Annotated in this window: 16 protein-coding genes; 8 read left to right on the top strand and 8 right to left on the bottom strand. The window is 47.7% G+C overall.

What is annotated here, in order from left to right:
* Positions 1-22: 22 nt before the first annotated feature.
* Positions 23-2248: a photosystem I core protein PsaB gene (gene psaB, locus QUB70_RS04935; protein WP_332978713.1), complete on the bottom strand. Its 2226-nt coding sequence runs from the start codon at positions 2246-2248 to the stop codon at positions 23-25.
* 110 nt (positions 2249-2358) lie between these two features.
* Positions 2359-4653, bottom strand: coding sequence for a photosystem I core protein PsaA (gene psaA / locus QUB70_RS04930; protein WP_332978712.1), 2295 nt, complete (start codon positions 4651-4653; stop codon positions 2359-2361).
* A gap of 640 nt (positions 4654-5293) precedes the next feature.
* Between psaA and QUB70_RS04925 the strand changes: the two genes are divergently transcribed.
* Together QUB70_RS04925 and arsM are read left to right on the top strand one after the other, a co-directional pair.
* The gene (locus QUB70_RS04925) at positions 5294-6898 is read left to right on the top strand and encodes a hypothetical protein (RefSeq protein WP_332978711.1); all 1605 of its coding nucleotides are present in this window, start codon (positions 5294-5296) and stop codon (positions 6896-6898) included.
* An 80-nt stretch (positions 6899-6978) separates the two neighbouring features.
* Positions 6979-7947 carry an arsenosugar biosynthesis arsenite methyltransferase ArsM gene (gene arsM / locus QUB70_RS04920; protein WP_332978710.1) on the top strand — a complete coding sequence of 323 codons (969 nt, stop codon included), beginning with the start codon at positions 6979-6981 and terminating at the stop codon, positions 7945-7947.
* A 302-nt stretch (positions 7948-8249) separates the two neighbouring features.
* Here the strand turns inward: arsM and QUB70_RS04915 are convergent, their stop codons facing one another.
* Positions 8250-8717 carry a DUF2726 domain-containing protein gene (locus QUB70_RS04915; RefSeq protein WP_332978709.1) on the bottom strand — a complete coding sequence of 156 codons (468 nt, stop codon included), beginning with the start codon at positions 8715-8717 and terminating at the stop codon, positions 8250-8252.
* Positions 8717-9427: a hypothetical protein gene (locus tag QUB70_RS04910; RefSeq protein WP_332978708.1), complete on the bottom strand. Its 711-nt coding sequence runs from the start codon at positions 9425-9427 to the stop codon at positions 8717-8719. Before QUB70_RS04910 ends, QUB70_RS04915 begins: the two co-directional genes overlap by 1 nt.
* A gap of 294 nt (positions 9428-9721) precedes the next feature.
* Here QUB70_RS04910 and QUB70_RS04905 point away from each other — a divergent pair, with 294 nt between their 5' ends.
* Entirely contained in the window at positions 9722-11362 is a 1641-nt protein-coding gene (locus QUB70_RS04905; RefSeq protein ID WP_332978707.1) for a thioredoxin-like domain-containing protein, read from the top strand.
* A 160-nt stretch (positions 11363-11522) separates the two neighbouring features.
* Here QUB70_RS04905 and QUB70_RS04900 read toward each other — a convergent pair whose 3' ends face one another.
* A complete protein-coding gene (locus QUB70_RS04900) occupies positions 11523-12323 on the bottom strand; it encodes a circadian clock KaiB family protein (protein ID WP_332978706.1) in 801 nt (266 codons plus the stop codon).
* 75 nt (positions 12324-12398) lie between these two features.
* Positions 12399-13712, bottom strand: a complete 1314-nt coding sequence (locus QUB70_RS04895; RefSeq protein ID WP_332978704.1) for a type IV pilus twitching motility protein PilT — start codon at positions 13710-13712, stop codon at positions 12399-12401.
* Positions 13713-14416: 704 nt separating this feature from the next.
* On the opposite strand from QUB70_RS04895, the gene QUB70_RS04890 reads away from it, so the two are divergent.
* From QUB70_RS04890 to QUB70_RS04880, 3 genes are all read left to right on the top strand, one after another.
* The gene (locus tag QUB70_RS04890) at positions 14417-15814 is read left to right on the top strand and encodes an amidase (protein WP_332978702.1); all 1398 of its coding nucleotides are present in this window, start codon (positions 14417-14419) and stop codon (positions 15812-15814) included.
* A gap of 272 nt (positions 15815-16086) precedes the next feature.
* Positions 16087-18090, top strand: coding sequence for a cation:proton antiporter domain-containing protein (locus QUB70_RS04885; protein ID WP_332978701.1), 2004 nt, complete (start codon positions 16087-16089; stop codon positions 18088-18090).
* Positions 18091-18814: 724 nt separating this feature from the next.
* Positions 18815-20473, top strand: coding sequence for an alpha/beta hydrolase (locus QUB70_RS04880; RefSeq protein WP_332978700.1), 1659 nt, complete (start codon positions 18815-18817; stop codon positions 20471-20473).
* 962 nt (positions 20474-21435) lie between these two features.
* Here QUB70_RS04880 and ilvC read toward each other — a convergent pair.
* On the bottom strand, positions 21436-22485 hold the full coding sequence (gene ilvC, locus QUB70_RS04875) for a ketol-acid reductoisomerase (protein WP_332978699.1): 1050 nt from the start codon (positions 22483-22485) through the stop codon (positions 21436-21438).
* 332 nt (positions 22486-22817) lie between these two features.
* On the opposite strand from ilvC, the gene gloA2 reads away from it, so the two are divergent.
* Together gloA2 and QUB70_RS04865 are read left to right on the top strand one after the other, a co-directional pair.
* Positions 22818-23204, top strand: coding sequence for an SMU1112c/YaeR family gloxylase I-like metalloprotein (gloA2, locus tag QUB70_RS04870; protein ID WP_332978697.1), 387 nt, complete (start codon positions 22818-22820; stop codon positions 23202-23204).
* 110 nt (positions 23205-23314) lie between these two features.
* Positions 23315-24604: an endonuclease/exonuclease/phosphatase family protein gene (locus QUB70_RS04865; protein WP_332978695.1), complete on the top strand. Its 1290-nt coding sequence runs from the start codon at positions 23315-23317 to the stop codon at positions 24602-24604.
* A gap of 6 nt (positions 24605-24610) precedes the next feature.
* On the opposite strand, the gene QUB70_RS04860 is transcribed toward QUB70_RS04865, so the two are convergent.
* Positions 24611-24814: hypothetical protein (locus tag QUB70_RS04860; protein ID WP_332978693.1), on the bottom strand; the 204-nt coding region annotated here is incomplete at its 5' end.

The following is a 24814-nucleotide window of genomic DNA, read 5'->3' as shown; positions in this document are numbered from 1 at the left end:
ACCTAGAAACCAGAATTCAGAGTTATCCGAATTTCCCGGCCGTCGAGGCAATTACAAAGGCCGCGTAAGTGAGGACGTTGCCCACCGAGAAGTGAACTAAGCCAACCAAACGACCTTGGACGATCGACAAAGCAACAGGCTTGTCTTTCCAGCGAACCAAGTTAGCCAAAGGAGTGCGCTCGTGAGCCCAAACCAAAGTCTCGATCAATTCTTGCCAGTAACCTCTCCAAGAGATCAGGAACATGAAACCAGTTGCCCAAACAAGGTGTCCGAATAAGAACATCCAAGCCCAGACTGACAAGTTGTTAGTACCATACGGGTTGTAACCGTTGATCAACTGAGAAGAATACAGCCAGAGGTAATCGCGGAACCAGCCCATCAGGTAGGTAGAAGACTCATTGAACTGAGCCACATTACCTTGCCAGATGCCCAGGTGCTTCCAGTGCCAGTAGAACGTTACCCAAGCTAGGGTGTTCAGCATCCAGAAGACAGACATGTACATCGCGTCCCAAGCAGAGACATCGCAGGTACCGCCACGGCCGGGGCCGTCGCAAGGAAAAGCATAACCGAAGTCTTTTTTGTCCGGCATCAGCTTAGAACCGCGTGCATCCAGAGCGCCCTTGACCAAGATCAAGGTGGTGGTGTGCAAGCCTAGTGCGATCGCGTGGTGAACCAAGAAATCGCCAGGTCCGATCGCCAAGAACAGAGAATTAGTACCGTTGTTAATCGCATCCAACCAGCCTGGGAGCCATACGTTGCCGTAGTTCGGCCAAGCGGTAGAAGCAATGCTGTCGGGGTTAGACAACAGCACGTCCATGCCGTAGAGAGCTTTTCCGTGAGCAGCTTGGATGAACTGTGCGAACACTGGTTCAATCAAGATTTGCTTTTCAGGAGTACCGAAAGCAACTACAACGTCATTGTGAACGTACAAGCCGAGAGTGTGGAAGCCCAAGAACAGCGACACCCAGCTCAAGTGAGAGATAATCGCTTCTTTGTGCTGCAACACGCGATCGAGCACGTTGCCTTTGTTTGCTTCAGGATCGTAGTCCCGCACCAAGAAGATAGCTCCGTGGGCGAAAGCGCCGACCATGATGAATCCAGCGATGTACTGGTGGTGCGTGTACAACGCAGCCATCGTTGTGTGATCCTGCGCTATGAAAGCGTAGGGAGGCATCGCGTACATATGCTGCGCTACCAGGGAGGTAATGACGCCCAAAGCGGCGAGGTGCCAGCCCAATTGGAAGTGCAGCGAGTTGTTGTAGGTCTCGTAAATGCCTTGGTGAGGCATATTGAAGGGGCCTTCAACTTTCTTGCCAAAGAAATCTTTGGCATCGCACATTTCTTTGATGCTGTGACCGATACCGAAGTTAGTCCGGTACATATGACCGGCAACGATAAACAGAACTGCGATCGCCAAGTGGTGGTGAGCGATGTCTGTCAGCCACAGGGATTCTGTTTGAGGGTGGAAGCCGCCCAAGAAAGTCAGAATTGCGGTTCCCGCGCCTTCGGAAGTACCGAAGACATGGCTCGCTGAATCTGGGTTCTCGGCGTATACGCCCCAGTTACCAGTGAAGAACGGAGCCAAACCGGCCGGGTGAGGTGGGGTAGACAGGAAGTTGTCCCAACCTACGTGCTGTCCGCGAGATTCGGGGATAGCAACGTGAACCATGTGACCAGTCCAAGCCAAAGAGCTGACACCGAACAAACCAGCCAAGTGGTGGTTGAGACGAGATTCAGCATTTTTGAACCAAGACAAGCTGGGGCGGTACTTGGGCTGGAGGTGCAACCAACCTGCGAACAGGAAGACAGCCGCCAACAGTAGCAAGAAGATAGCTCCTTGATACAGGTCGGCGTTTGTCCGAATCCCTTGAGTGAACCACCAGTGGTAGACACCGGAGTAAGAGATGTCCACCGGGTTAGAAGCGCCCCCTTGAGTGAAAGCTTCTACTGCCGGAGCGCCGAATTGCGGGTCCCAAATCGCGTGAGCGATCGGGCGGACGTTTAGAGGGTCTTTAATCCACTGTTCAAAGTTACCTTGCCATGCTACGTGGAACAGGCTGCCCGATGTCCACAAGAAAATGATTGCTAGGTGGCCGAAGTGAGAAGCAAAAATCTTTTGGTAAAGATTTTCTTCGGTCATGCCATCGTGGCTTTCAAAGTCGTGTGCTGTGGCAATCCCGTACCAGATCCGCCGTGTGGTCGGGTCTTGGGCAAGGTCTTGGCTAAATTTTGGAAATTTCGTTGCCATAAGCCTTGATTAATCCTGAATCCTGAACAAAATTGAAGGGATTCGGTTCGGAGTTTGGATTCTCGATTTGAGATTCCTCCCAAATCGAGAATCCAAAACCTAGGGGTAGTTTACCCTACCGAAATGATTCGCGCTAGGAAAAATGCCCACGTAGTGACAATTCCTCCTAGGAGGTAGTGAGCTACACCCACAGCCCGACCCTGAATAATGCTCAGAGCGCGAGGCTGAATCGACGGAGCTACCTTGAGCTTGTTGTGAGCCCAAACAATCGACTCAATCAGTTCTTGCCAGTAGCCGCGGCCGCTGAACAGGAACATCAAGCTGAAGGCGAAGACGAAGTGTCCGGCTAGGAACATCAGACCGTAGGCCGACAGTGCCGAACCGTAGGACTGAATCACCTGAGAAGCTTGCGCCCAAAGGAAGTCCCGCAGCCAGCCGTTAATCGTGATCGCACTTTGTGCGAAGTTACCACCGGTGATGTGAGAAATTGTGCCATCTGGCGATACAGTTCCCCACACGTCCGATTGCATTTTCCAGCTAAAGTGGAAAATCACGATCGAGATGCAGTTGTACATCCAGAACAGGCCTAGGAACACGTGATCCCAACCTGAAACTTGGCAGGTGCCGCCACGGCCGGGGCCGTCGCAAGGGAACCGGAAGCCCAAGTTACCTTTGTCAGGAACCAAACGAGAACTGCGTGCGAACAACACACCCTTCAAGAGGATCAGGACTGTAACGTGAATGGTGAAAGCGTGGATGTGGTGGATCAAGAAGTCCGCCGTACCCAACTCGATCGGCATCATCGCTACTTTGCCCGCTACTACTACTGCACCGCCGCCAAAAGCGTGGCTGACGATTTCCGTAGCATTAGGCGCTGTTGTGCCCGGAGCCAAGGCGTGGATGTTTTGCACCCACTGGGCAAATATCGGACGCAACTGAATCCCGGTATCCGAGAACAAATCTTGAGGACGACCGAAAGCCCGCATCGTGTCGTTGTGAACGTACAGACCGAAGCTGTGGAAGCCCAAGAATATGCAAACCCAGTTGAGGTGAGAGATGATTGCATCTCTGTGGCGGATTACGCGATCGAGCAGGTTATTAACGTGCACGGCCGGATCGTAGTCCCGCACCATGAAGATTGCTGCGTGAGCCGCTCCCCCAACAATCAGGAATCCGCCAATCCACATGTGGTGGGTGAACAGGGATAGCTGAGTCGGGTAGTCGGTCGCGATGTACGGATACGGAGGCATCGCGTACATGTGGTGAGCCACGATGATGCTCAAAGAGCCCATCAAGGCCAAGTTCCACGACAGTTGGGCGTGCCAGGACTGCGTGAAGATTTCGTACATCCCCTTGTGGCCTTCGCCAGTGAAGGGGCCTTTGTGAGCTTCCAGAACTTCTTTGAAGCTGTGGCCGATGCCCCAGTTCGTGCGGTAGAAGTGTCCGGCGACGATGAACAGCACTGCCAAAGCTAAGTGGTGGTGCGCTGTATCTGTCAGCCACAAACCGCCTGTAGTGGGGTTCAGACCGCCTTTGAAGGTCAGGAAGTCTGCGTATGCGCCCCAGTTTAGGGTGAAGAAGGGGGTTAAACCTTTTGCGAAACTCGGGTAGATGTCAGCCATCAAGCCCGGTGTCAAAATCCACTCATGCGGCAGGGGGATATCAGCAACTGTTTTAATCAGCTTGCCGCCCACTGTCAGGGGTGAGCCTGCATCTATCGCGTCCATGCAAGCATTTATCGGCAGAGCAACGTGAATTTGTTGTCCTGCAAAGCCCAAGCATCCGCAGCCTAGCAAACCTGCCAAGTGGTGGTTCATCATCGATTCTACGTTCTGAAACCATTCCAGTTTCGGAGCGCGGACGTGATAGTGGAACCAACCGGCAAATAGCATCAAAGCTGCCATTACCAAAGCGCCGATCGCAGTGCAATATAGCTGGTATGAGTTAGTGATGCCGTTGGCGCGCCACAGTTGAAACAGACCAGAGGTGATCTGAATTCCGTGAAAGCCGCCGCCTACATCTGCATTTAAAATTTCTTGACCAAAAATCGGCCAAACCACTTGAGCGCTGGGCTTGATGGCTGTAGGATCTGTCAGCCAAGCTTCGTAGTTGGAGAATTTAGCGCCGTGGAAATATGCGCCGCTCAACCATACGAAAATTACTGCCAAGTGGCCGAAGTGAGCGCTAAAGATTTTGCGCGAAACGTCTTCTAAGTCACTTGTATGACTGTCAAAGTCGTGAGCGTTAGCGTGGAGGTTCCAAATCCAAGTGGTGGTTTTTGGTCCCTTAGCTAGAGTGCGATCGAAATGACCTGGTTTTGACCACTTCTCGAAGGAAGTTGGAACCGGATTCTTATCGACTACTACCCTAACTTTTGCCTCTCGCTCTGGAGGACTAATGGTCATGAAGACTCTCCTCTCGGTAAGACAAGGAACGAGAACTGAAATACTGTATCTGACACTCCCCGGGCTTTTGGTACGGGGATTCTTGGTTCACCGAAACAGCTTGCACTTCACTCTTTGCAGAGTTAGACGCAGGTGCATCGTCTCTCCAAGCATTTTGCTTCCAAGAAGAAGCCAGTTTCCCAGTGTCGCTAACAATGTCCCTGGGTACTGCCAACTCTTCTCGCCAGATGAGCTGCCGATCGAGTTCCTGATTTAGGCTTGATGCGACTGCTCCTTTTGAGGGAGTTTTATGAATTATAAGCTTGCTAGAGGAGTATTAATCGCTTGTTAACAATACTTAAAAAAGCCTCTATTCTTGATGTAATAACCCTTTGAAATTCCACAGTCCAGAAAAAAAGTCAAGGGGTACTGCCATTAACTTTACAAAACTCAAAGATAAGGCAATGGAGGAATACTCATTTGTAGAGAGATATTTCCGAAAAAGGCTGCGGGATTTATTAGTCCCAGAAGAGTGGTTGCCCGAGAAGACCTCAATCAGGGCTCCTACGGGCCTGGCGAATGCCCGATCGGCAATCCCCAAATACTAAATTCGGTTTTGGGCTATAGTTCCCTATGAGAAGGCTTCTAGGAGTATGGTTGCGTGATAGGGATCAATTGGCACAAAACGGTTGCTGGCAGGCTGCTGGCATTATTCGCAGCAGCAGTATTAATTTTGGGTTTAGCAAGTTGTGGCGCGGGCCATCCCGAATTGCCCAAATCAGGAAACAAGAGCGCCTGGGCTACCGCCGAGGTAAACAGAATCTCAGAGGTTTCTCCTCCAGAAGCCATTCAACAACTGCGTCAGGCTCTAGAAATCTACCAGCCTCAAATTAGTATTTTGAATCCATTACCTGACGAAGTGCTTCAGGATATAAATGTGTCCGTTCAATTCCAAGTTAAGGACTTCCCCATTTTCAAAGATGCCAACTTGGGTTTGGGCCCCCACCTGCAAGTTTTATTAGACAACCAACCTTATGCAGCGCTTTACGACATCAACCAGCCTTTAACGCTCTCGGACTTAGAACCCGGAACCCATACCCTGCGGGTGTTAGCCGCTCGCCCTTGGGAAGAAAGCTTTAAAAACGAAGGTGCTTTCGCTGAAACCACTTTTCACGTTTTTACCAAAACACAGGACAATAATCCCGATCGAACATTGCCTCTATTAACGTACAACAGCCCCCAAGGCAGCTACGGCGCAGAACCCATCCTGCTCGACTTTTACTTGACAAATGCCCCCCAGCACCAAGTGGCACAAGAAAATTCCCAAGATGAAATACTCGATTGGAAAATTCGAGCCACAGTTAACGGCGAAACTTTTGCGATCGACCAGTGGCAACCTATATATCTTAAAGGATTCAAGCCAGGGAAAAACTGGGTACAGCTAGAATTTCTCGACGAACGGGGAAATACCGTCAAAAACGCCTTTAATAATACAGTCAGACTGATAAATTACGAACCGCTCGGTCAAGATCCTCTTTCTAAATTAGTGCGGGGCTCCCTAACAGCAGCAGAAACTCGCGGTATAGTCGATCGCACCTACCAAGCCCCCGAACCCAAACCGACACCTGCATTAGAAAAAACACCAGTTGTCCAACCCTCACCAGCGGTTCCAGAAACCCCAGTTACCGAACCCAGCTTAGAGCCAACAGTTGCTCCCGAAGTTGCTCCCATTCAAGTAATAGAACCGACACCGACAGCAACCCCCCAACTCGAAGCGCCGAAAATTGTAGAACCAGTTCTATTACTTGAACCGGTACCGACAGCAACCCCCGAACTCGAAGCACCGAAAATTGTAGAACCAGTTCAAGTAATAGAACCGACACCGACAGCAACTCCACAGTTAGAAACCCCAAAAATTGTTGTACCAGTTAAAATAATAGAACCGACACCAACAGCATCTCCCCAAACCAAGAAACAGGAATATAAAGGATACTACAATCGATTCCGCAACTTTTGGCGTCAAGAACCCGAACCTGCTACTTTTTCAGAGCCGCCAACCCTGCCAGAAATAACAGAAAAAGCTCCAGTACCAAAAGTAGTCGCTCCTGCGATACCACAACAATCTCCCAATCTTGTACCGCCAGCGCCGCCAGTTGCCGCTGAAACTCCTAGCCAGCCAACCCCCGACTTAGCTGCTCCCGAAAAAACAGTTTCCGAACCCGAAAATCAGCCAAAATCAGAACAAAAAGTCGAATTTGCAACCTAACAAATTCTTTCTGTATTTATCTGCGTTCATTCGCGAAAATCAGCGTGCATCTGCGGTCAAAAATTAAAGGAAACCCAAAAATGACCTACCTCGAAACAGCAGCCAAATTCTACAGCGACGTTGCCGAAACACCTCAAATCGGACTTTGCTGCGTCCAAAGCAGTCCCTTGCAATTGCCAGGATTAAAAATTCCCGAACAAATGCAAGAAATGAATTACGGCTGCGGTACAACAGTCCACGCCGCCGAACTTGTCGGCAATCCAGTCGTGCTTTATGTAGGCGTCGGCGGCGGTTTAGAAGCACTGCAATTTGCTTATTTTTCTAGACTAAAGGGAGCAGTAATTGCCGTCGATCCGGTTCCAGCAATGCGAGAAGCTGCGGCACGCAATTTGCGAATTGCCGCCCAAGAAAATGATTGGTTTGATGCGAGTTTTGTGGAAATTCGCGAAGGCGATGCTTTTGCGTTGCCTGTGCCCGATGCTTCTGTAGATGTTGTCGCACAAAATTGCTTGTTTAATATTTTTGAACCTGCGGATTTAGCTAAAGCATTAAAAGAGACTTATCGGGTGTTAAAACCGGGCGGCAGATTGTTGATGAGCGATCCGATCGCAACTCGCACAATTCCGCAGCATTTGAAGGAAGACCAACGCTTGCGGGCGCTGTGTTTGTCCGGCGCTCTGACATACGCAGAATACGTTCAACACCTTGTAGATGTGGGTTTTGGGCAAGTCGAAGTGCGGGCGAGAAGGCCTTATCGGCTGCTGGACAAACACAATTATCAATTGGATGCGGATTTGCTGTTAGAAAGCCTGGATTCGGTGTCTTTCAAAGTGCCTGTACCGGATGACGGAGCTTGCATTTTCACGGGCAAGACGGCGATTTATGCGGGGTCTGAAGAGCTGTTTGATGACGGGGCCGGTCACGTCTTGCAGCGGGGAGTTCCGGCGGCGGTGTGCGATAAAACTGCTGGGAAGTTGGGCGGATTAATGCCGGATAAGGTGTTAATTACTGATTCGACTTGGCATTATAACGGCGGCGGTTGCTGTTAGGAGAAAAAACGGGGGTTTAAACTGCCGTTTTCACAAACAAAGGAAAAACGGCGGTTTAAACCGCGCCTACACAAACGAAGTCCCAGCAGAGGGGGACTGAATCGTGCCAATTTAAACAAGTCTTGCTACAAACAAGAAACTCGGGCGGAGTGAAACAGAGGGTTGGTTCCTCAAACTAATCTACGATTGCTCTTCTTCTCAACCCCCGCAGGCGGGTTTTGTCTGTGTAGCCGCGATTTCCAATCGCCCGGTAGATTTGGGAAGAATCAAGAGTCGAATAAGCTCTGTTACCAAGCTATAAGCTAAAGTTGAGGCGCGACTGATTCCTGGCAATATTGCCTGATTAGCGCTTGGGCATTTTCCCTGTTTTGTCCTGTGTATAAATTCCAAACTACTTGCTCATCTTGAGACGAGAGATATAATAAACTACAGTCTTTTACCCGCGAGCAAATTAAGGGAACTTTGGCAAACTCAAGTAAAGTAGCTTTTTTGCGATCGCGCTCTTTGGCTTCTGGGCTATCGTGGTACTGAGACTGAAACTCTACTACTAGGCAAGGATTGTAGTTCAAGTCTGTGATTAGAGCATCCACAGCACTGGGGCTAAACAAAAACTTTCTCAGTTCGCAGTCAAGGTTGCTGACTTGTTGGCAAATTTGGAATAAGCTAACCTGTGGAGAAACCTTATAGTTGTTGTCTACACAGGTCTCAAGGAATTGAATCATGCTCTTTTCGTAAGGGTTGAGAAGGGGTCTTCTGGGTTTGACAGACATTATTGTGCCTCCATGATAATTTTTGCAAAGTAACCAAGAAACTCTTCTAGAACTTCACTTGAATTGATAGATACTTGCCATGCGTAGGGAAACAGTTTATCGGGATTAATTATTAGATAAGATTGGGGGTCATTGCTCAAAGTATCTGCTTGAAATTCATCCAGTATCTCGCTGGGAAAAACTTCTACCCAATTTGTATATGAGTTTTCGTAATTTTTATAAGAATTTAGGTAAACATCTCCTTTGATTTCCCTCTTGACCCCTATTTCAAATTCCTCAAAAAGATGCCAATATTCTCCTTTTATGGAATTCAAAAACTGCTCTCTTTTACTAGGTAATATCCAATAACTTGCTTTTAGATTTTCACCTCTAACCACTTGTTCTTGGATGACTACATGAGACTTCATGTTGAGGAGATATGGTTCTAATCTGTCTTGGGGAATGGAAATACATAAACCCTCTTTCCGCTGAGCTAAAACAAGTTGATAGCGCTTATCTCCTTTCCTCGGGTTTTTAAGTCTGTACCCTATATATTGAGATGTGCGCTTTTCGTCAAACTTGTCATAGAAGCCCAGTTTCTTGAGTAAATTTGCAGCTAAAGACATCAAATCTTCGCCACCTTCAATCACTTGAATATTGGTTGAAATCAGGCGGGGTACGCCTTTTTCTACCTCAAAACGCTGGATGACATCATAGATAGTTTTGGACATTGAGTGATTTCTCATAACCTTAGCTAAAGTTCCTAGATATAGCTTAAGCTTGTCATCCTGAAATGTCAAGTACCTTTGATAATTGTTTTAGATTTTAGGTCAAGAGGGATTTTTTGAGTATTTATACGCAACAAAGACAATGAGGCCCGATCGCCCCCCTCGCCCCCTTTCGTCGCACAGCCATCTTGCCTATGTCCAAAAGCCCTCGTTTAACCCGCTTTTTCCCCATCCAGCGAAACTTCCCGCTAAATTAAAGAAGTAAAAAAATCATTCACGTCCTACCTAGGAGATGCCATGCCCCGCGTCAGAGCACCAGAATTCCCCGGAAACTACCCCTGGCTAAACACCGAGAAACCTTTATCCATTGAATCCTTAAAAGGGCGCGTCGTCCTCCTCGACTTCTGGACGTACTGCTGCATCAACTGCTTGCACGTCCTCCCAGACTTAAAATACCTCGAACAAAAATATAAAGATTCCCTCACCGTTATCGGCGTTCACTCAGCAAAATTTGAAAATGAAAAAGAAGTAGAAAACATCCGCCAAGCTATCCTCCGCTACGATATCGAACATCCGGTAATCGTAGACAGCGGCATGAAAGTTTGGCAAAGCTACGCGGTTCGCGCTTGGCCGACTTTAATGGTGATCGATCCCGAAAGTTATGTCGTCGGCTTTGTTTCCGGCGAAGGCAATAGAGAAGCACTTGACGAGTTAGTTGGCAAGTTAATTGCTGAATACAAAGATAAAAATGCACTCAACTTTAAAGAACTCCGTTTTAGGTTAGAAAAACAGCGCAAACCTTTATCAACACCGCTGGCTTTTCCTGGAAAAGTGCTGGCATTTGCGATCGCTGCAACGGAGGCAAAACATCTTCACCAACAGGTCGCGCTTTTGGGAGAAATGAGTCAGGAAAATGAATCTGTAGATGAAACTGTATTGCCCGGGCCTGCTAATTCAGTCATCCAAAACTTAGTCGGTTCTTGCTTGTTTATTGCGGATTCTGGCCACAATAGGATTGTTGTCAGCACCATTGAAGGTGAGGTGCTGCACGTCATCGGTACGGGGAAACCGGGTTTAACTGACGGGGACTTTGAAGAAGCTGAGTTTTTTGCACCTCAAGGTATGGCTTTTGATACAGAAAGTCAAATTCTATATGTTGCTGATACGGAAAATCACGCTCTCCGAAAGATTGATTTTACGACTCAACGGGTGGAAACTGTTGCTGGTACGGGCGAACAAAGTCACGAAATTGCACCCCGCAGCGGCAAGGGTTTAGAAACGCAATTGAATTCGCCTTGGGATTTAGAAAGAGTTGGAAATAGACTTTTTATTGCAATGGCGGGTTCCCACCAAATTTGGGAAATGCAGTTAGACACTGGCACGATCGCCACTTATGCGGGTATTGGCCGAGAATCCTGTGTTGACGGGAATCTTGCAGAATCTGCTTTTTCTCAGCCCAGCGGCCTGTCTACGGATCGATCGGAGTTGTTTGTTGCTGACAGCGAAATTAGTTCGATTCGCGCTGTGGGTATTGATGAAGACCCGAAGGTGCGAACTGTCTGCGGTAGCGGTGAATTGTTTGGTTTTGGGGATAAAGATGGTCGCGCTGAGGAGGTAAGGTTGCAGCACTGTTTGGGTGTTGAATACGCTCAAAATTACCTCTGGGTTGCTGATACTTACAATCACAAAATTAAGCGGATCGACCACCGGGGCGGTACGTGCAGAACGATGATTGGAGATGGTACAGCAGGTTTGGTTGATGCTAAAGGTCTTAATGCTCGGTTTTTTGAACCTTCGGGCTTGAGCGCGATCGGGTCTCACTTATTTATTGCTGATACGAACAATCATGCGATTCGGCGAGTTGAGTTGGATACGCTGACAGTCACAACTTTGGATTTTGCAGGTTTGTGCGCTCCTGATGTTTGTTTGCCTGATTAAGTCGATCGACTTTGGGAGCATCTGTTTTGGAGATAGGAATAAGGCCAAAAAATGGTCTGCTCCTCCCCAAACAGGGGTAAGGTGCGCACTGCGCACCCTACAGATACAATGTGTGCGATCGCGAAGTGATTAAATAATCGCAAAAAATCCTCGGAAAAATCTAAAATTCCGAATAACTTAGCAGCCGCATTATTTTTTCATCATCGTTCAATTCGCCGACTATTCGCCGCACGGGTTTCGGCCAGATTTTAATCAACGTAGGAGTTGCTGAAATCTGATCTGCCTCAGCTTGTTCGGGATGTTTCAAAACATCAATTACTTTCAAAGTGTAGGGACGATCGAGGGATTGCTCTAACAACTGGTATAAAGTTTCTAGGGTGCGTTCGGTGCTGGGGTTGCTGCCGGAAACAAACAGCCGCAAAACATACCCTCGAGTTTGTGGCGGTGGGGTTAGTGCTGTTGGTTTGGTTGGCTGCATCGGCTGCGATTGCCGGAAGCGGGAGGGAGGTAAGATCGAACTGCGAGAGTCCGATCGCCCAACGGAGATCGGATACTGTACAACTAAGTCGTGATTTTCCCAAAGTTCGGGGAATTGTTCGTGATAAGTTGCGATCGCCATCGGTTCGCACATTTCTTCACTCCGGGGGTGCCAAACCAAGTCGCCAGTCCCAAAAATGGCATTTAGCAGCGTTTGATGTCGCAGCACCGGGGGGTATGCCTCGGCAGCAACTCGCAACTGCCGAACGCTCGGATCGAGCCAGCAGTCAACGGTTGCCGTGTAGCAAGGTATCAAAAAATGCGGCGGTTCCGACAAGCCCAGTATCTCCTGTAGAGCTACGCACAACTGCAAGTGCCACTGAGTTTGCTTGCGGGAGTCTATGCAATAGATTAAGTCTCCCCCTGGTGTAAACAGCGCAATGCCTTTGAAAAATTCCGGCAATATCGGGCGATCGACTTTCAATTAAGTACACCAATAACAGTTAACAGTTAACAGTTAACAGTTAACTTTTAACTGCTAACTGTTAACACTCGACCTTTAGACTCGACCTCGCAGCATCTGAGCCATTTCGTTCGGGAACGGCGAGTTCTCTACACAAAGTTCTTCAGTAATCCGACCTTCTTGATAAAGACCGTAGAGCGACTTATTCATCGTCGTCATGCCTTCATAAGTATCTTTGATCATGATTTGATTGATTTCCTCATTCTGCCCCTTCAGAATGTATTCCTTAACCACGTCGGTATTGATCATAACGTCGTGGAAAGCAGCCCGCTTCCCGTCTGTGGTTTTGCACAGCAGTTGAGCGATAATCGCCACTAGGGATTCGGAAATTGAAACCCGTATGGCATCCTGTTCTTCCGCCCCGAACATATCCAGAATCCGGTTCAGGGTCTTAACCGCACTGTTGGTGTGCAGGGTTCCTGCAACTAAGTGACCGGTTTGAGAGGCTTTGAGGGCGATTTCCACCGTCTCTCTGTCCCGAATTTCTCCTACTAGCAGCATATCCGGGTCTTGTCGCAGAGCGCCTTTGAGAGCGCTGATAAACTTGAGGGTGTGCCTGCCGACTTCCCGGTGCTTGATCAAGGATTTTTTGCTTTCGTGTACGAATTCTACGGGGTCTTCGATCGTGATGATGTTGTAGGCTTTATTCTTATTGATGTAGTCGATCATCGCGGCCAAGGTGGTAGATTTGCCCGAACCTGTGGGGCCCGTCACCAAAATCAGCCCTTTGTGGTAGCCGCATATTTTCCTAAAGACCTCCGGCAGCTTCAATTCCTCCATTGTCAATATTTTGGCAGGAATTAGCCGCAGTACCATCGCCGGGCCGGCCAAGGAGTCCATGCAACTGATCCGGATGCGGACGAAGCCGAAGTCGAAAGCGCCGTCAAAGTCTAGGGTTTTTTGGAAAATTTCTATTTCTTCATCGCTCATGCACTCGCGCAACCAGCCAAAAAACGTATCTAAATCCGTCGGTGGATAGCCGATGTCGGCAATCTCGCCCCGCGTGCGGAAGCGAGGGAATTCGTTTACTCCGAGGTGAAGGTCGGATACTCCTTCTTCTTTGGCTCGGATGACTAGCTCTTTCAAAGTCGGAGAGTTGCCGCTGCTGGCTTTCGGGTCTTTAGGTGTGGCGGAGGATTGGGGCGCTGGTGCTGGTGGGGCTGCTGGTGCTGGTGCTGGTGGGGCTGCTGGTGCTGGTGCTGGTGGGGCTGCTGGTGCTGGTGCCGGCGGCGGTGCTGGCGGCATTCCTGCTCTGGGGGGCATCCCGGGAGCTGGAGGGCGGGGTATTCCTGGGAGTGGGGGAGCACCGGGTACGGGCGGGCGAGGAGCGGGCGGATGCTGTTGTGTCATCAAAATTATGGGTAGAAACCCCGTCCTTATAGGACGGCTTTACTTTCACTACCGCCGGACGAGTTGGTTGATGGGAGTGTACTTTTGTAATGCACTTTCGGTAGGACAGTTACTACCTCAAATCCCCCAACCCGCGATCGCATAGTGTTTTGTTCCTTGCGGAACCTCCCTTGCGGGGTAATGTTAGCTTCGCCGATGTTTTCTGAGCTTGTTAGGCTAAAAGCACTGTTTCAGTGACCTTAAAACTGTTTAACTTTTAGCGACAGGGCAGGGAACTAGCTTCGCATTCCAGGGTGTCGTGACTCAAAAAACGTAGTCCGCGAAGGACTGAGGCTGGTCAGGACGGCTTGTTAGATTTTTCTTTCAAGCCTCATGCCGTCGGGGCTGAGGTTCCTGACATGCGCTACCTTAAGTTGGTGAGAAGGCTGACTCGAACAGATGATTTGTGGAAGTTGTACAATGCCGATCGCCCGAAGTGCGTCTCTTGCACAAAAGCTTAACTGTTCTACTCAGTCTATCCCAAGAGGAGGTCATACTGCTCAACTACTAAGGAAATATTCTGCCAATTGGAGGATGCGATCGCTCTCGATATAGGATCGAATATGGATTTTCCACATTTTTGGAGAATTTTTTTAATGGAAAGAGTTTTCCGCAAGCAAGCAGTATAAATTGATACTTAAGCCAACTATTAAGGACTTAAACCGATGAATTCTGTCGATCGGGCTTTTACTTCAGCTTTGGAGTTGGCGGAGTCGATTCGCGCCAGGGAAGTGTCGCCTTTAGAAATTGTCAATCTGTACTTGGAACGGATCGATCGATTAAACCCTGAGCTTGGCAGTTATTTTACTGTAACGGCCGATCGGGCGATCGCCCTGGCTCAATCTCAAACCGAGCAACTAGCTGGATTAAACAAGTCACAGGAATTGCCACCTTTTTTCGGAGTGCCCATTGCGATTAAAGACTTGACACCAGTTACCGGCGTTCCCTGTACTTACGGCACTCAGGCTTTGCTGAGTAACATCTCTGCCTACGACGAGTCAGTAGTATGGCGGATCAAAGCAGCCGGATTTAACATTCTGGGCAAAACAGCCACCTCTCAAATTGGCTCATTACCTTACACCGAACCAGAAGGCTTCCCGCCCGCGCGCAATCCCTGGAATTTAGACTATACGCCGGGAGGTTCCAGCGGAGGCTCAGCGGCCGCTGTAGCGGCGGGTTTGTGCGCGATCGCCCAAGGTTCAGACGGCGGCGGTTCGATCCGAGGCCCAGCTTCCGCCTGCGGTTTAGTGGGCATTAAACCCTCGCGGGGGCGAGTTTCCTGGGCACCAGTCGGAGATTACCTCAGCGGCATTTCTGCAAACGGCCCACTGGCGCGCACTGTAGCTGACGCCGCCGCACTTTTGGATGTGATGTCAGGCTACACAACAGGCGATCCGTACTGGCTACCAGATTCAAATCCGACGTTTTTAGAAGCTTCCACTCAAAAGTCGGGCAAACTGCGAATTGCTTTTTCTACCACTATTTCCCCTGTGGGCGAGGCTGCGGCTATCTGTCAGCAAGCGGTACTCGAAACAGTAAAATTATTGACAGATTTGGGTCACGATGTCGAACCTGGATGCCCGGATTTTACGGGTTTAATCGAACCGTTTACCGCAATTTGGCAGTCTGGGGCGGCGGCAAGCGGCATTCCAGGCCCTGCTTTGGAACCGATGAATCGCTGGTTGTTGGAAAGAACTATTTCGGCTGGGGAATATTTGCGGGCGGTGAATCAAATGCAGGTGATTTCACGGCGGATTGTGGGATTCTTTGAAAAATTTGATGTGTTAGTTTTGCCGACTTATATGCACTCGCCAATCCGGGTGGGGGAGTGGGCGGATTTGAGCTGTGAAGAAACTTTGCAGCGGATCGTGAATTGGATTGCTCCTTGTCCGCCGTTTAATGCTAGCGGTTTGCCTGCGATCGCACTTCCTGCAATTTTAGATAACAACGGTTTGCCCGTCGGAATTCAAATTATCGGGCGGCCGGCGGCGGAAGCAACTTTAATTGCTTTAGCGGCGCAGATGGAAGCGGCAAAACCTTTCCCGGTTTTAGATTTTAAATAGACAAGAGCAAGGGATAAAAGCACGTTTTCCTTTGGTCTGGGTATTATTCCCAATCAGGACTTGTACGCGGGGAACTAGAAACCCGGTTTTTTTCATAAATTTTTTGTCATCAAACCCATATTTTACCGAGAAACCGGGTTTCTCCCGCCCAGTCCTACTTATTAACAATTACGCTGTCAATTATTGATAATACCTCTTTAGATTGATAGATATTTTGATTATTTCCTTTTAAATATAATAGCAGTTCGCTGCCAATATTTAGGGTGAAATTTATGTTAACTTCCGGCCCGATTACCGCTCCCGTTCCCGTTTTCCTGCTTCTTTTAGCAATCATGCTACTTGCGCCGCTGGTATTTGAGCGCTTGCGACTACCGGGAATAGTCGGTTTAATTATTGCGGGCGTAATTGTCGGGCCCAACGGTCTCAATTTGCTGCAACGAGACGCTACTATTGTTTTGTTAGGTACTGTAGGATTGCTGTTTTTGATGTTCCTAGCGGGACTGGAAACTAGCCTCGACGACCTCAAACTGAATGCAGACAAAGCTGTCATATTTGGGCTGGCTACTTTTTCGCTACCGATGATATTGGGGACGGGAGCAATGCTGCTGTTGGGATATAGCTGGCTGGCTTCAATTTTAGTCGCTTCTTGTTTCGCTACGCACACGCTTTTAGCACTGCCAATTCTTACAAAATTGGGATTGATGCGAACTCAGACTATTACGGCGACTTTGGGCGGGACTTTAATTACGAATGTATTGGGACTGTTAGTGCTGGCAATTGTTGTCAAAGCTTTCAAAGGAAATCTCACTCTCGATTTTTGGCTGTTCCTAATTCCATCTCTTGCTATCTACACTTTTGCTACTTTGTGGGGAGTTCCCAAAATCGGCCGCTGGTTTTTTAAGAAATTCGGTCACGACGAAAATGCCGAATTTATATTTGTATTGGCGACCCTATTTCTAGTTTCTTACGCCGCAGAACTAATTGAGATTGAGGCAATTATTGGTGCGTTTCTATCGGGAATTGCCATTACTCAAATTATCCCCAAAATGAGTCCGCTGATGAATCGGATTGAGTTTATTGGCAATACACTGTTTGTGCCGTTTTTTCTGATTTCTGTGGGGATGTTAATTGACCCGCTAATTTTGGTGAAGCAGCCGCAGTCTTTGTTGGTGGCGGCGGTGATGATTTTAGCAGAGGTGGCGAGCAAGTTTTTGGCAGCTTGGCTACCGGGGAAATTATTTGGTTTTGAGTTTCCGAACATTATGGTAATGTTCGGTCTGTCTGTTGCTCAAGCCGCTTCTACTTTGGCGGCGATTACGGTTGCTTTTGACATTAAATTGGTCGATCGCGTCACGGTGAACGGCATCATTGCCATGATTTTAGTAACTTGTGTCGCTTCTCCTTGGATTGTATCTCGGTGGGGTCAAGAAATGCAGCCGCCGGGGTCGAGTTTGCCGGCTGCTAGTTCGGGAAAAAATTCATGGGGAAATCGAGTTTTAGTGCCTGTTGCTAATCCGAATACGGAAGATAATTTGCTGCGTTTGGCTTTGATTTTAGCAAAAAGCTCTCAGGGAACTTTGCTGCCGCTGCATATTTTGTCCGATCGCGGGGAAGCAATTTCGCCCGCAGATAAAATGCAGCAAACTCAACTTTTGACGGCTGCGGAAACTGTCGCCCATGCGGCTGCTTGTGCGGTTGAACCGATCGCGAGGATAGATGATGCGATCGATCGCGGAATCCTGCGGAGTGCAACCGAACGCGATGCTAGTTTAATAGTTTGCGGTTGGAAGGGATTTTCCACGACGCGCGACAATTTTTTTGGCAGCATCATTGACAATGTGGTAAGGCGATCGCCCGTACCCGTACTGATTGCTCGATTTCCCGATCCTCTCCAGAATACAGCCAGAGTTATTTTGGCGGTAACTGAGGGCGAGTTGAATCGGTTTGGATTTCAGGAAACGGTGGATATTGCTAAGAGTTTGGCCGAGGAGCTCAAGGCGACTTTGCAAGTGTTGTTGGTGGCGACAAAACGGGAACAAAGCAACAAAAGTGCGGCGGAGGTGGAAATTCTTTCTGAGATACCGGTAAATCGGGTGCGGGGAAATTTTATCAAGCTAGTTTCGCAGAATTTGTTAGAACACGATTTGCTGATTTTAACAACAATTTCTCAGCAACAGAATTTGTGGGAAAAACCGGGAACTCTCAAAGAACCGGAAGCGATCGCCCGGACTCACCAAAATATTTCGATGCTGGTTGTTTATTTTCCTGTATCTTGAGAAAAATTTTAGCCGCCGATGATGCGGTGAATCTGCATTCATCGGCGGTTAAGATTTAATCCCCATCCATCCGATGCAACCGTCCACGAGAGAACTAACTCCCGAAGTTTGTACTTTTCGGGCTGCCGGTTAATATCAAATCCGTTGGTAAGCTGTTACGCATTTAAACCACCGGGCGGGGCCTGTAGGGTGCCACGGGTAGAACACTTACTAAGCAAGGGAAACAAGATAGGGCTGACGCACCCTACAATACTCCCGGTTAATATCAAATCCGTTGGTACTCACATCTTGCACCATTCTCGCTTAACAGGCTTTCGGGCCTGTGAAGCGAGAAAATTAACTCTTTGTGGAACAGACCCGAAAGCCTGTTCGTAAAAAGCTTATTAGACCTCTTGCAAAAATAATTAGAACGGGCTCTCCGGCCCGTTCCACAAGAAAAAATAACTCTTGTGGAACGGGCCGGAGAGCCCGTTCCATCAATTGATGAAAGGATTTTTGCAAGAGGTCTATTGAGAATGGTGCAACATCTCAGTTGGTACCGACACTATCGATCTCTTTTTTCTCTTCCTCTGCGCCCTCTGCGGTTTAAGCATTCAAAAACAACCCGCCTAAAGCCCGGACGCACTCCCGCAAACTAATTTCGATCGCACCCCAAGACAATTTCTCGGTATTTGGGAGAATTTTGAGAATATAGTGATATCCGCTTTAGTTCGATAAGGTAAAGATGAATATTAGACCAAATTTCAGATGGTTTTCCTCAGTGGCGAGTGTTTTCTGCGCGATCGCGATCGGCACTTTCGGCGGCGTGACATCCCCTGTCAAAGCTGCGGAAACGGTTGTTGTCCGCAAAGGTATTTTAGAATCGTCAATATCCGTTGCGGATTTGCGCGAACTCGCAAAAACCGGCAAAGTCCCCGAAAAACTGCAAGCTTACGCCAATCTGCTATCCTCCGAACAGCGCAGTCAAATCTTTGGAGCACTCCAAGCGAAAATTCCCCTAAATGTAGTCGGCTTGAGCAACTTGCTAAATACTCGGATCGGTACTGCGATTCTGACGGATTTGACTACAGTCATACCCAGGCGCGACGGTGCGGGTGTGGAAGCGCTGCGAGCGGCTTTGGTGCTGGGGGCGAACGCGCCGGAAGGCTTATCGGTATTGAGTTTCATTGAATCTTATCCGAGTTCGCGGGTAGTGGTGGATCTCGATCGAGCTTTCTCGGTTTTGGGAAATTTGAACGCTGGTTTTTGGCAAACTCAGCGGTTTATGGCGGCGATCGCACCTCAGTTAGCAGCCACCAAACCGCCGCTGAACCTGCCTTTCGACCCGAGCGGGCCCGGCCCGAATTCGGTGCGGGTACTAAAGCTAGATTTGAACGATAGCGCCCGCAATCGGCGCATTCCGGTTGATGTCTACTGGTCGAGAGCTGCGACGGCCGACAAACCGACGATCGTCTTTTCTCACGGTTTGGGTTCTGTCCGCACGGATTTGCGCTATTTAGCCGAGCATTTGGCGTCTCACGGCTATGTGGTAGCAGCATTAGAACATCCGGGAAGCAATGAAACGAATACCAATGCTGCGATCGCGGGTAAATCTCGGTTGCTAGCTCCTCAAGAGTTTTTAGACCGTCCCAAAGACATCAGTTTTGTGCTCGACGAACTGGCAAAATTGAACCAAACTGATGATAACTTACGGGGGAAAATTGCGATCGACCGATCGATGATCATTGGCTATTCCTTCGGCGGCGCTACAGCCTTGTCCTTGGCCGGTGCCGAACTGCAATTGAGCGGACTCAAACAGCGGTGTCAGGGTGATTTGATTGGGTTCAGCTTGGGCGAAGGCATTCAGTGCGCGGCAGCCGGATTGCCCGAAGAACGGTATCAACTGCGCGATGCGAGGATTAAAAGGGCGATCGTCATGAACCCGACAACATCATTACTATTTGGAGAAACTGGCTTAAGTGCAATTAAGATTCCCACATTAATAGTAGCAGGTTCTGCCGATAAAACAACTCCCGCCTTAGTCGAACAAATAGCCGGCTTCCCGAAAATTCCATCTCCCAAATGGCTAGTCGGTTTTGTAGGAGGAACCCACTTAAGCGTCAAAGATCCGAGCACAACTTTAGACCAACTTGGCAGGCCGAGCACAGTAATTACCGGCGATGAACTTGTCGGCGACCAAGCTGTTAGCATACGGAATTATATTAAAGCTGTAAGTTTGGCCACCGCCGCTCAACTGACGGCCGAAGCTGACAAATATGCAGTCTTTCTAACGCCCGAATACGCGCAATTTGCTTCGACCAACGCAATTCCGGTGCGGCTGGTAACAGAAATTCCCCCTGAAACTAATGCAGTTATCCAAACTTTCATTCAAGGAAATAAGTAGTCATCAGTCATCAGTCATTAGTCATTAGACCTCTTGCAAAAATCCTTTTAATCAAATTCTGGAACGGGCTCTCCGGCCCATTCCACAAGAAAAAAAATTTTGTGGGATGGGCCGGAGAGCCCGTCCTAGTTATTTTTGCCATTGGTCTAATAGTCATCAATACTTCTGACAGTTTGATTTCCCACGCACAGGCGAGAAACCCGGTTTCTACGAGTTTCCTATTTAGTAACGAGAAAGTTACGAAGAAACCGGGTTTCTGAGGTGTCACGAGTCCGCACATTTGAACTTAGGTTGTGAGTTTCTAGTCAGCGTTGTCTAATAATATTGCGACTTAGCAGCCTTTGCTGTTGTATGCGCAGCCGCTTCGCCCAAGGCTCTATTTTCTTGAGCCGTTGCTGATATTTTTTGTCCGTGCCAGGGCAAAATATAACAAAGCGCTTCCACAAACTCTACTCCCAAACTGCCATGCCTAAAAAAAATCTTATCCCGCTGTTGCTTCTGTTGGCAGCCCTGTTTACCCTTTACGGTGACACTTTAACTTTTCTCCCCAAACCTGTAAGAGATACTAGCGTGGCAAGCCGAAAGTTTTTCGTCGGGTTGTGGCCAAATTGGCTGAGGCCGAGAGATTTCAACGAGAAAAGGCAACAGGATATTGATAAATTGCAAAAAAGTCCTAGTCCCAGTCCATAGTTTCTATCTACTAACAAGAAACCAAGTTTCTCTAACAATACTCAGCCATTTGATTGTAGGTTAAGTTAAGCGAAGCACAACCAAACATGACGATTTGAGATTGTAGATTTTAGATTTTTCCTCCAATCTCAAATCGATTAAACTTGAGATTTGAGATTTTCCTCGAAGCGGTAAGGTGCGGAGTGCGCACCTTACATAATTAGGTTCTGCGTCCAGGACTATTTTAGATCGATCTTCCCATCTAAAATCTAAAATCTAAAATCTAAAATTGATTAAGCGTGCTTTTTCAACCAGCTAAACATAGCTCGCAAATCTTTGCCAACTTCTTCAATAGGATGCTCTGCTTCCTGACGGCGCATGGAGGTAAATCCCGGTTTGCCGGCTTGGTTTTCGAGAACGAATTCGCGGGCAAATTGGCCGGATTGAATTTCGCTGAGAATTTTTCGCATTTCGGCGCGGGTTTGATCCGTGACGATGCGGGGGCCGCGAGTTAAATCGCCGTATTCTGCGGTATTGGAGATGCTGTCGCGCATTTTGGCGAGGCCTCCTTCTACTACTAAGTCAACGATAAGTTTAACTTCGTGCAAACATTCAAAATAAGCTAATTCCGGTTGGTATCCGGCGTCAACTAAGGTTTCAAATCCAGCTTTAATTAAGGCGCTCAAACCGCCGCACAAAACTACTTGTTCGCCAAAAAGATCGGTTTCTGTTTCTTCGCGGAAAGTGGTTTCGAGGATGCCGGCTCTGGTGCCGCCGATACCTTTAGCATAGGCCATTGCCCGATCGCGCGCTTGACCGGAAGCATCTTGATATACTGCAAACAAACTCGGAACGCCTTCCCCTTGTTCGTAAGTCCGCCGCACCAGGTGTCCGGGGCCTTTGGGGGCTACCATTACTACGTCTACATTGGCTGGGGGAACAACTTGGCCGAAGTGAATGTTAAAACCGTGAGCAAATGCTAAAACATTTCCTTCAGAAAGGTTCGGTTCGATTTGTTCTTTGTAAATAGTTTTTTGAACTTCATCGGGCAATAAAATCATGATGAAGTCAGCGGCGGCGGCTGCTTTGTCTACCGGGTGAACTGTTAAACCCGCGTCGGTTGCTTTGGCTGCGGATTTGCTACCGGGATACAAACCGACAACGACATTCATGCCGCTGTCTTTGAGGTTGAGGGCGTGGGCGTGTCCTTGGGAACCGTAGCCGATGATAGCAATCGTTTTGTTGGCTAAGAGGTCTAGGTTCGCGTCGGTGTCGTAATACATACGGGCCATAGTGCTTGTCTCCTGAGATGCAAGTTGGGTGATTGAGTGCAAAACTCTCATTCTATCAAAGTAGGGTGCTTTTTTTGCATAAATTTTGCGATTAAGATTTGGGCGGGGGAAAATAAAGGTCGATTCCCTTCGGGATAGCTCCGCTTCACGCCCTGAATTTAGCAGGGTTTGTCGCCCAGTCTGCGATCGTCAAATATAATTGGTTAATAGCGTGCTGTGCATTTGGAGAAACCTCCCATCTTGCACCATTTTCAAGAACAGGCAAGATGCCTGTTCCACAAAGAGTAAATTTTCTTGTGGAACAGGCATCTTGCCTGTTCCTAAAAAACTTATTTAAAATGGTGCAACATCTCATAAAAACAAAACTAACTAACTTTATTCAGATGAAAATAAAAGCAATACATCATGTGGCGATTATTTGCTCGGATTACGAAGCCTCGAAAAATTTTTATGTAGAAGTCTTAGGATGTTCGATTATCAAAGAAACTTTCCGAAGCGAGAGGAATTCTTACAAACTAGATTTGCGAGTCGGAAACAATGACACAATCGAGCTTTTCTCATTTCCCCATCCTCCCGAAAGAGTTAACAATCCTGAAGCTTGCGGTTTGAGACATTTAGCTTTTGCAGTTGAGGACATAGAAGCATCAGTTGCTTACTTAAAATCCCAACAAGTACAAGTAGAAGAAATTCGCCTTGACGAAATTACAGAAAAACGGTTTACATTTTTCAGAGACCCCGACAATTTACCGTTAGAAATATATGAATTTTAAGGAGTCTGTCTATTTTGTCAAGCCGTTATTAAGTCAACCAGTCCGTAGTGCTGACCATACAAACTGTATAATTCATTCCCAATCTAAAATCTAAAATCTAAAATTGTATAATGGACTATATCATCAGAAACACGATCGCGATCGGATTGCCGGCTTTAATGCTCTTTATCGCCATAGGAGCTACAGGTAAAACAGGTGACGCAGCCGTTTTTTCGGGTTTGGTCAAAGTAGGCGGCTCCTTTGGTATGCTCATCGGTTTAGGTGTGTTGGTATTTGTAGGATTTGTTGCCAATTATTTTAGTTATTTTGTGGTAGATAGCTTGCTGGTGAGATTTTATCAAAAGCGGCGAGAGTTGGAACAGCCAGAACAACTGGTAACAGAAATTGATAAATTGCCGATTACCAATGACCTCAAAATTAAGCTAAAATGGGCGGTACTGCACAGCAATAACCAAATTATTAGCTTGAATCACGTAATTTTAAAATGGTTTATGCTCGCAGCAATTGTAAATGCACTCCTGTCAATAACAGGTTACTTGGGAGAATTTAACCTATTTTTTGAGTTAAGTTCTCATTTTAAACTACAATATCTGTTGGCTGGGTTACCAATTTTTATCTTCTTCGCTCTGGTGCGCTCAAAAAAAATATGGTTGCTGGTGAGCGCATTTTGTATTATTCTTAACTTGTCGGAAATTGTTCCTTGGTATTTCCCAGGGCCAGCCTTTGCAGGAGAGACTCCCGGGCAAGAGTTGCGGATTTTGCATTCAAATGTTTTAACGAGTAATCGGCGATATTCTGATGCGATTTCGCTGGTTAAAAGAGAAGAACCTGATATCGCGGTTTTTGTAGAAGTCAGCACGTCTTGGGCAAAAGAGTTATCGGTTTTAAGCGAGATTTTTCCTTACTCTTGGCAGCAACAAGAATCTGAGAAATTTGGCAGTGCCATCTACAGCAAGCTGCCTTTAGAAAACACTTCTGTTAAAGCCTTTTCAAAGCAAAGAAAGAGCTTGTTTGCGGATGTTAAATTTCAAGGTAAAGTCATCTCTCTGATTCTTGTTCATCCGACTGTGCCGGTCAAACAGCAGAGTTTTATCGATCGCAACCAACAGCTAGCAGCCATCGGCGAGTATGCAGCCCAAGTCAAAAATCCGCTGGTGGTGGTTGGGGATTTCAATACCACAATGTGGTCGCCTTTTTACAAAAATATGGTAAAAACAGGAAATTTGCGAAATGCGCGATCGGGCTTTGGCATTTTACCGACTTGGCCGACTTTTCTGCCGCTGGCTTATATTCCGATCGATCACTTTCTAGTCACCAAAGAAATTGGTGTGTTGAAGATTCGTACTGGCCGAAATGTCGGTTCGGATCATTTGCCGTTAATTACAGATTTGGTCATTTGAAGGAAGTTAAAGCAGTGACTGATTAGAAATCCGATATTTCATTATTTTTAGGAACGGGCAAGATGCCCGTTCCACAATAAAGCTGAATTTTTGTGGAACAGGCATCTTGCCTGTTCTTCCCACAATAAAACTAAATTTTTGTGGAACAGGCATCTTGCCTGTTCTTCCCACAATAAAACTAAATTTTTGTGGAACAGGCATCTTGCCTGT

The sequence above is a fragment of the Microcoleus sp. A003_D6 genome (genome assembly GCF_036702825.1).
Classification (GTDB): Bacteria; Cyanobacteriota; Cyanobacteriia; order Cyanobacteriales; family Microcoleaceae; genus Microcoleus.
The sequence above is the reverse complement of the archived record's forward strand: the minus strand, read 5'-3'. Positions and strand labels throughout refer to the sequence as shown.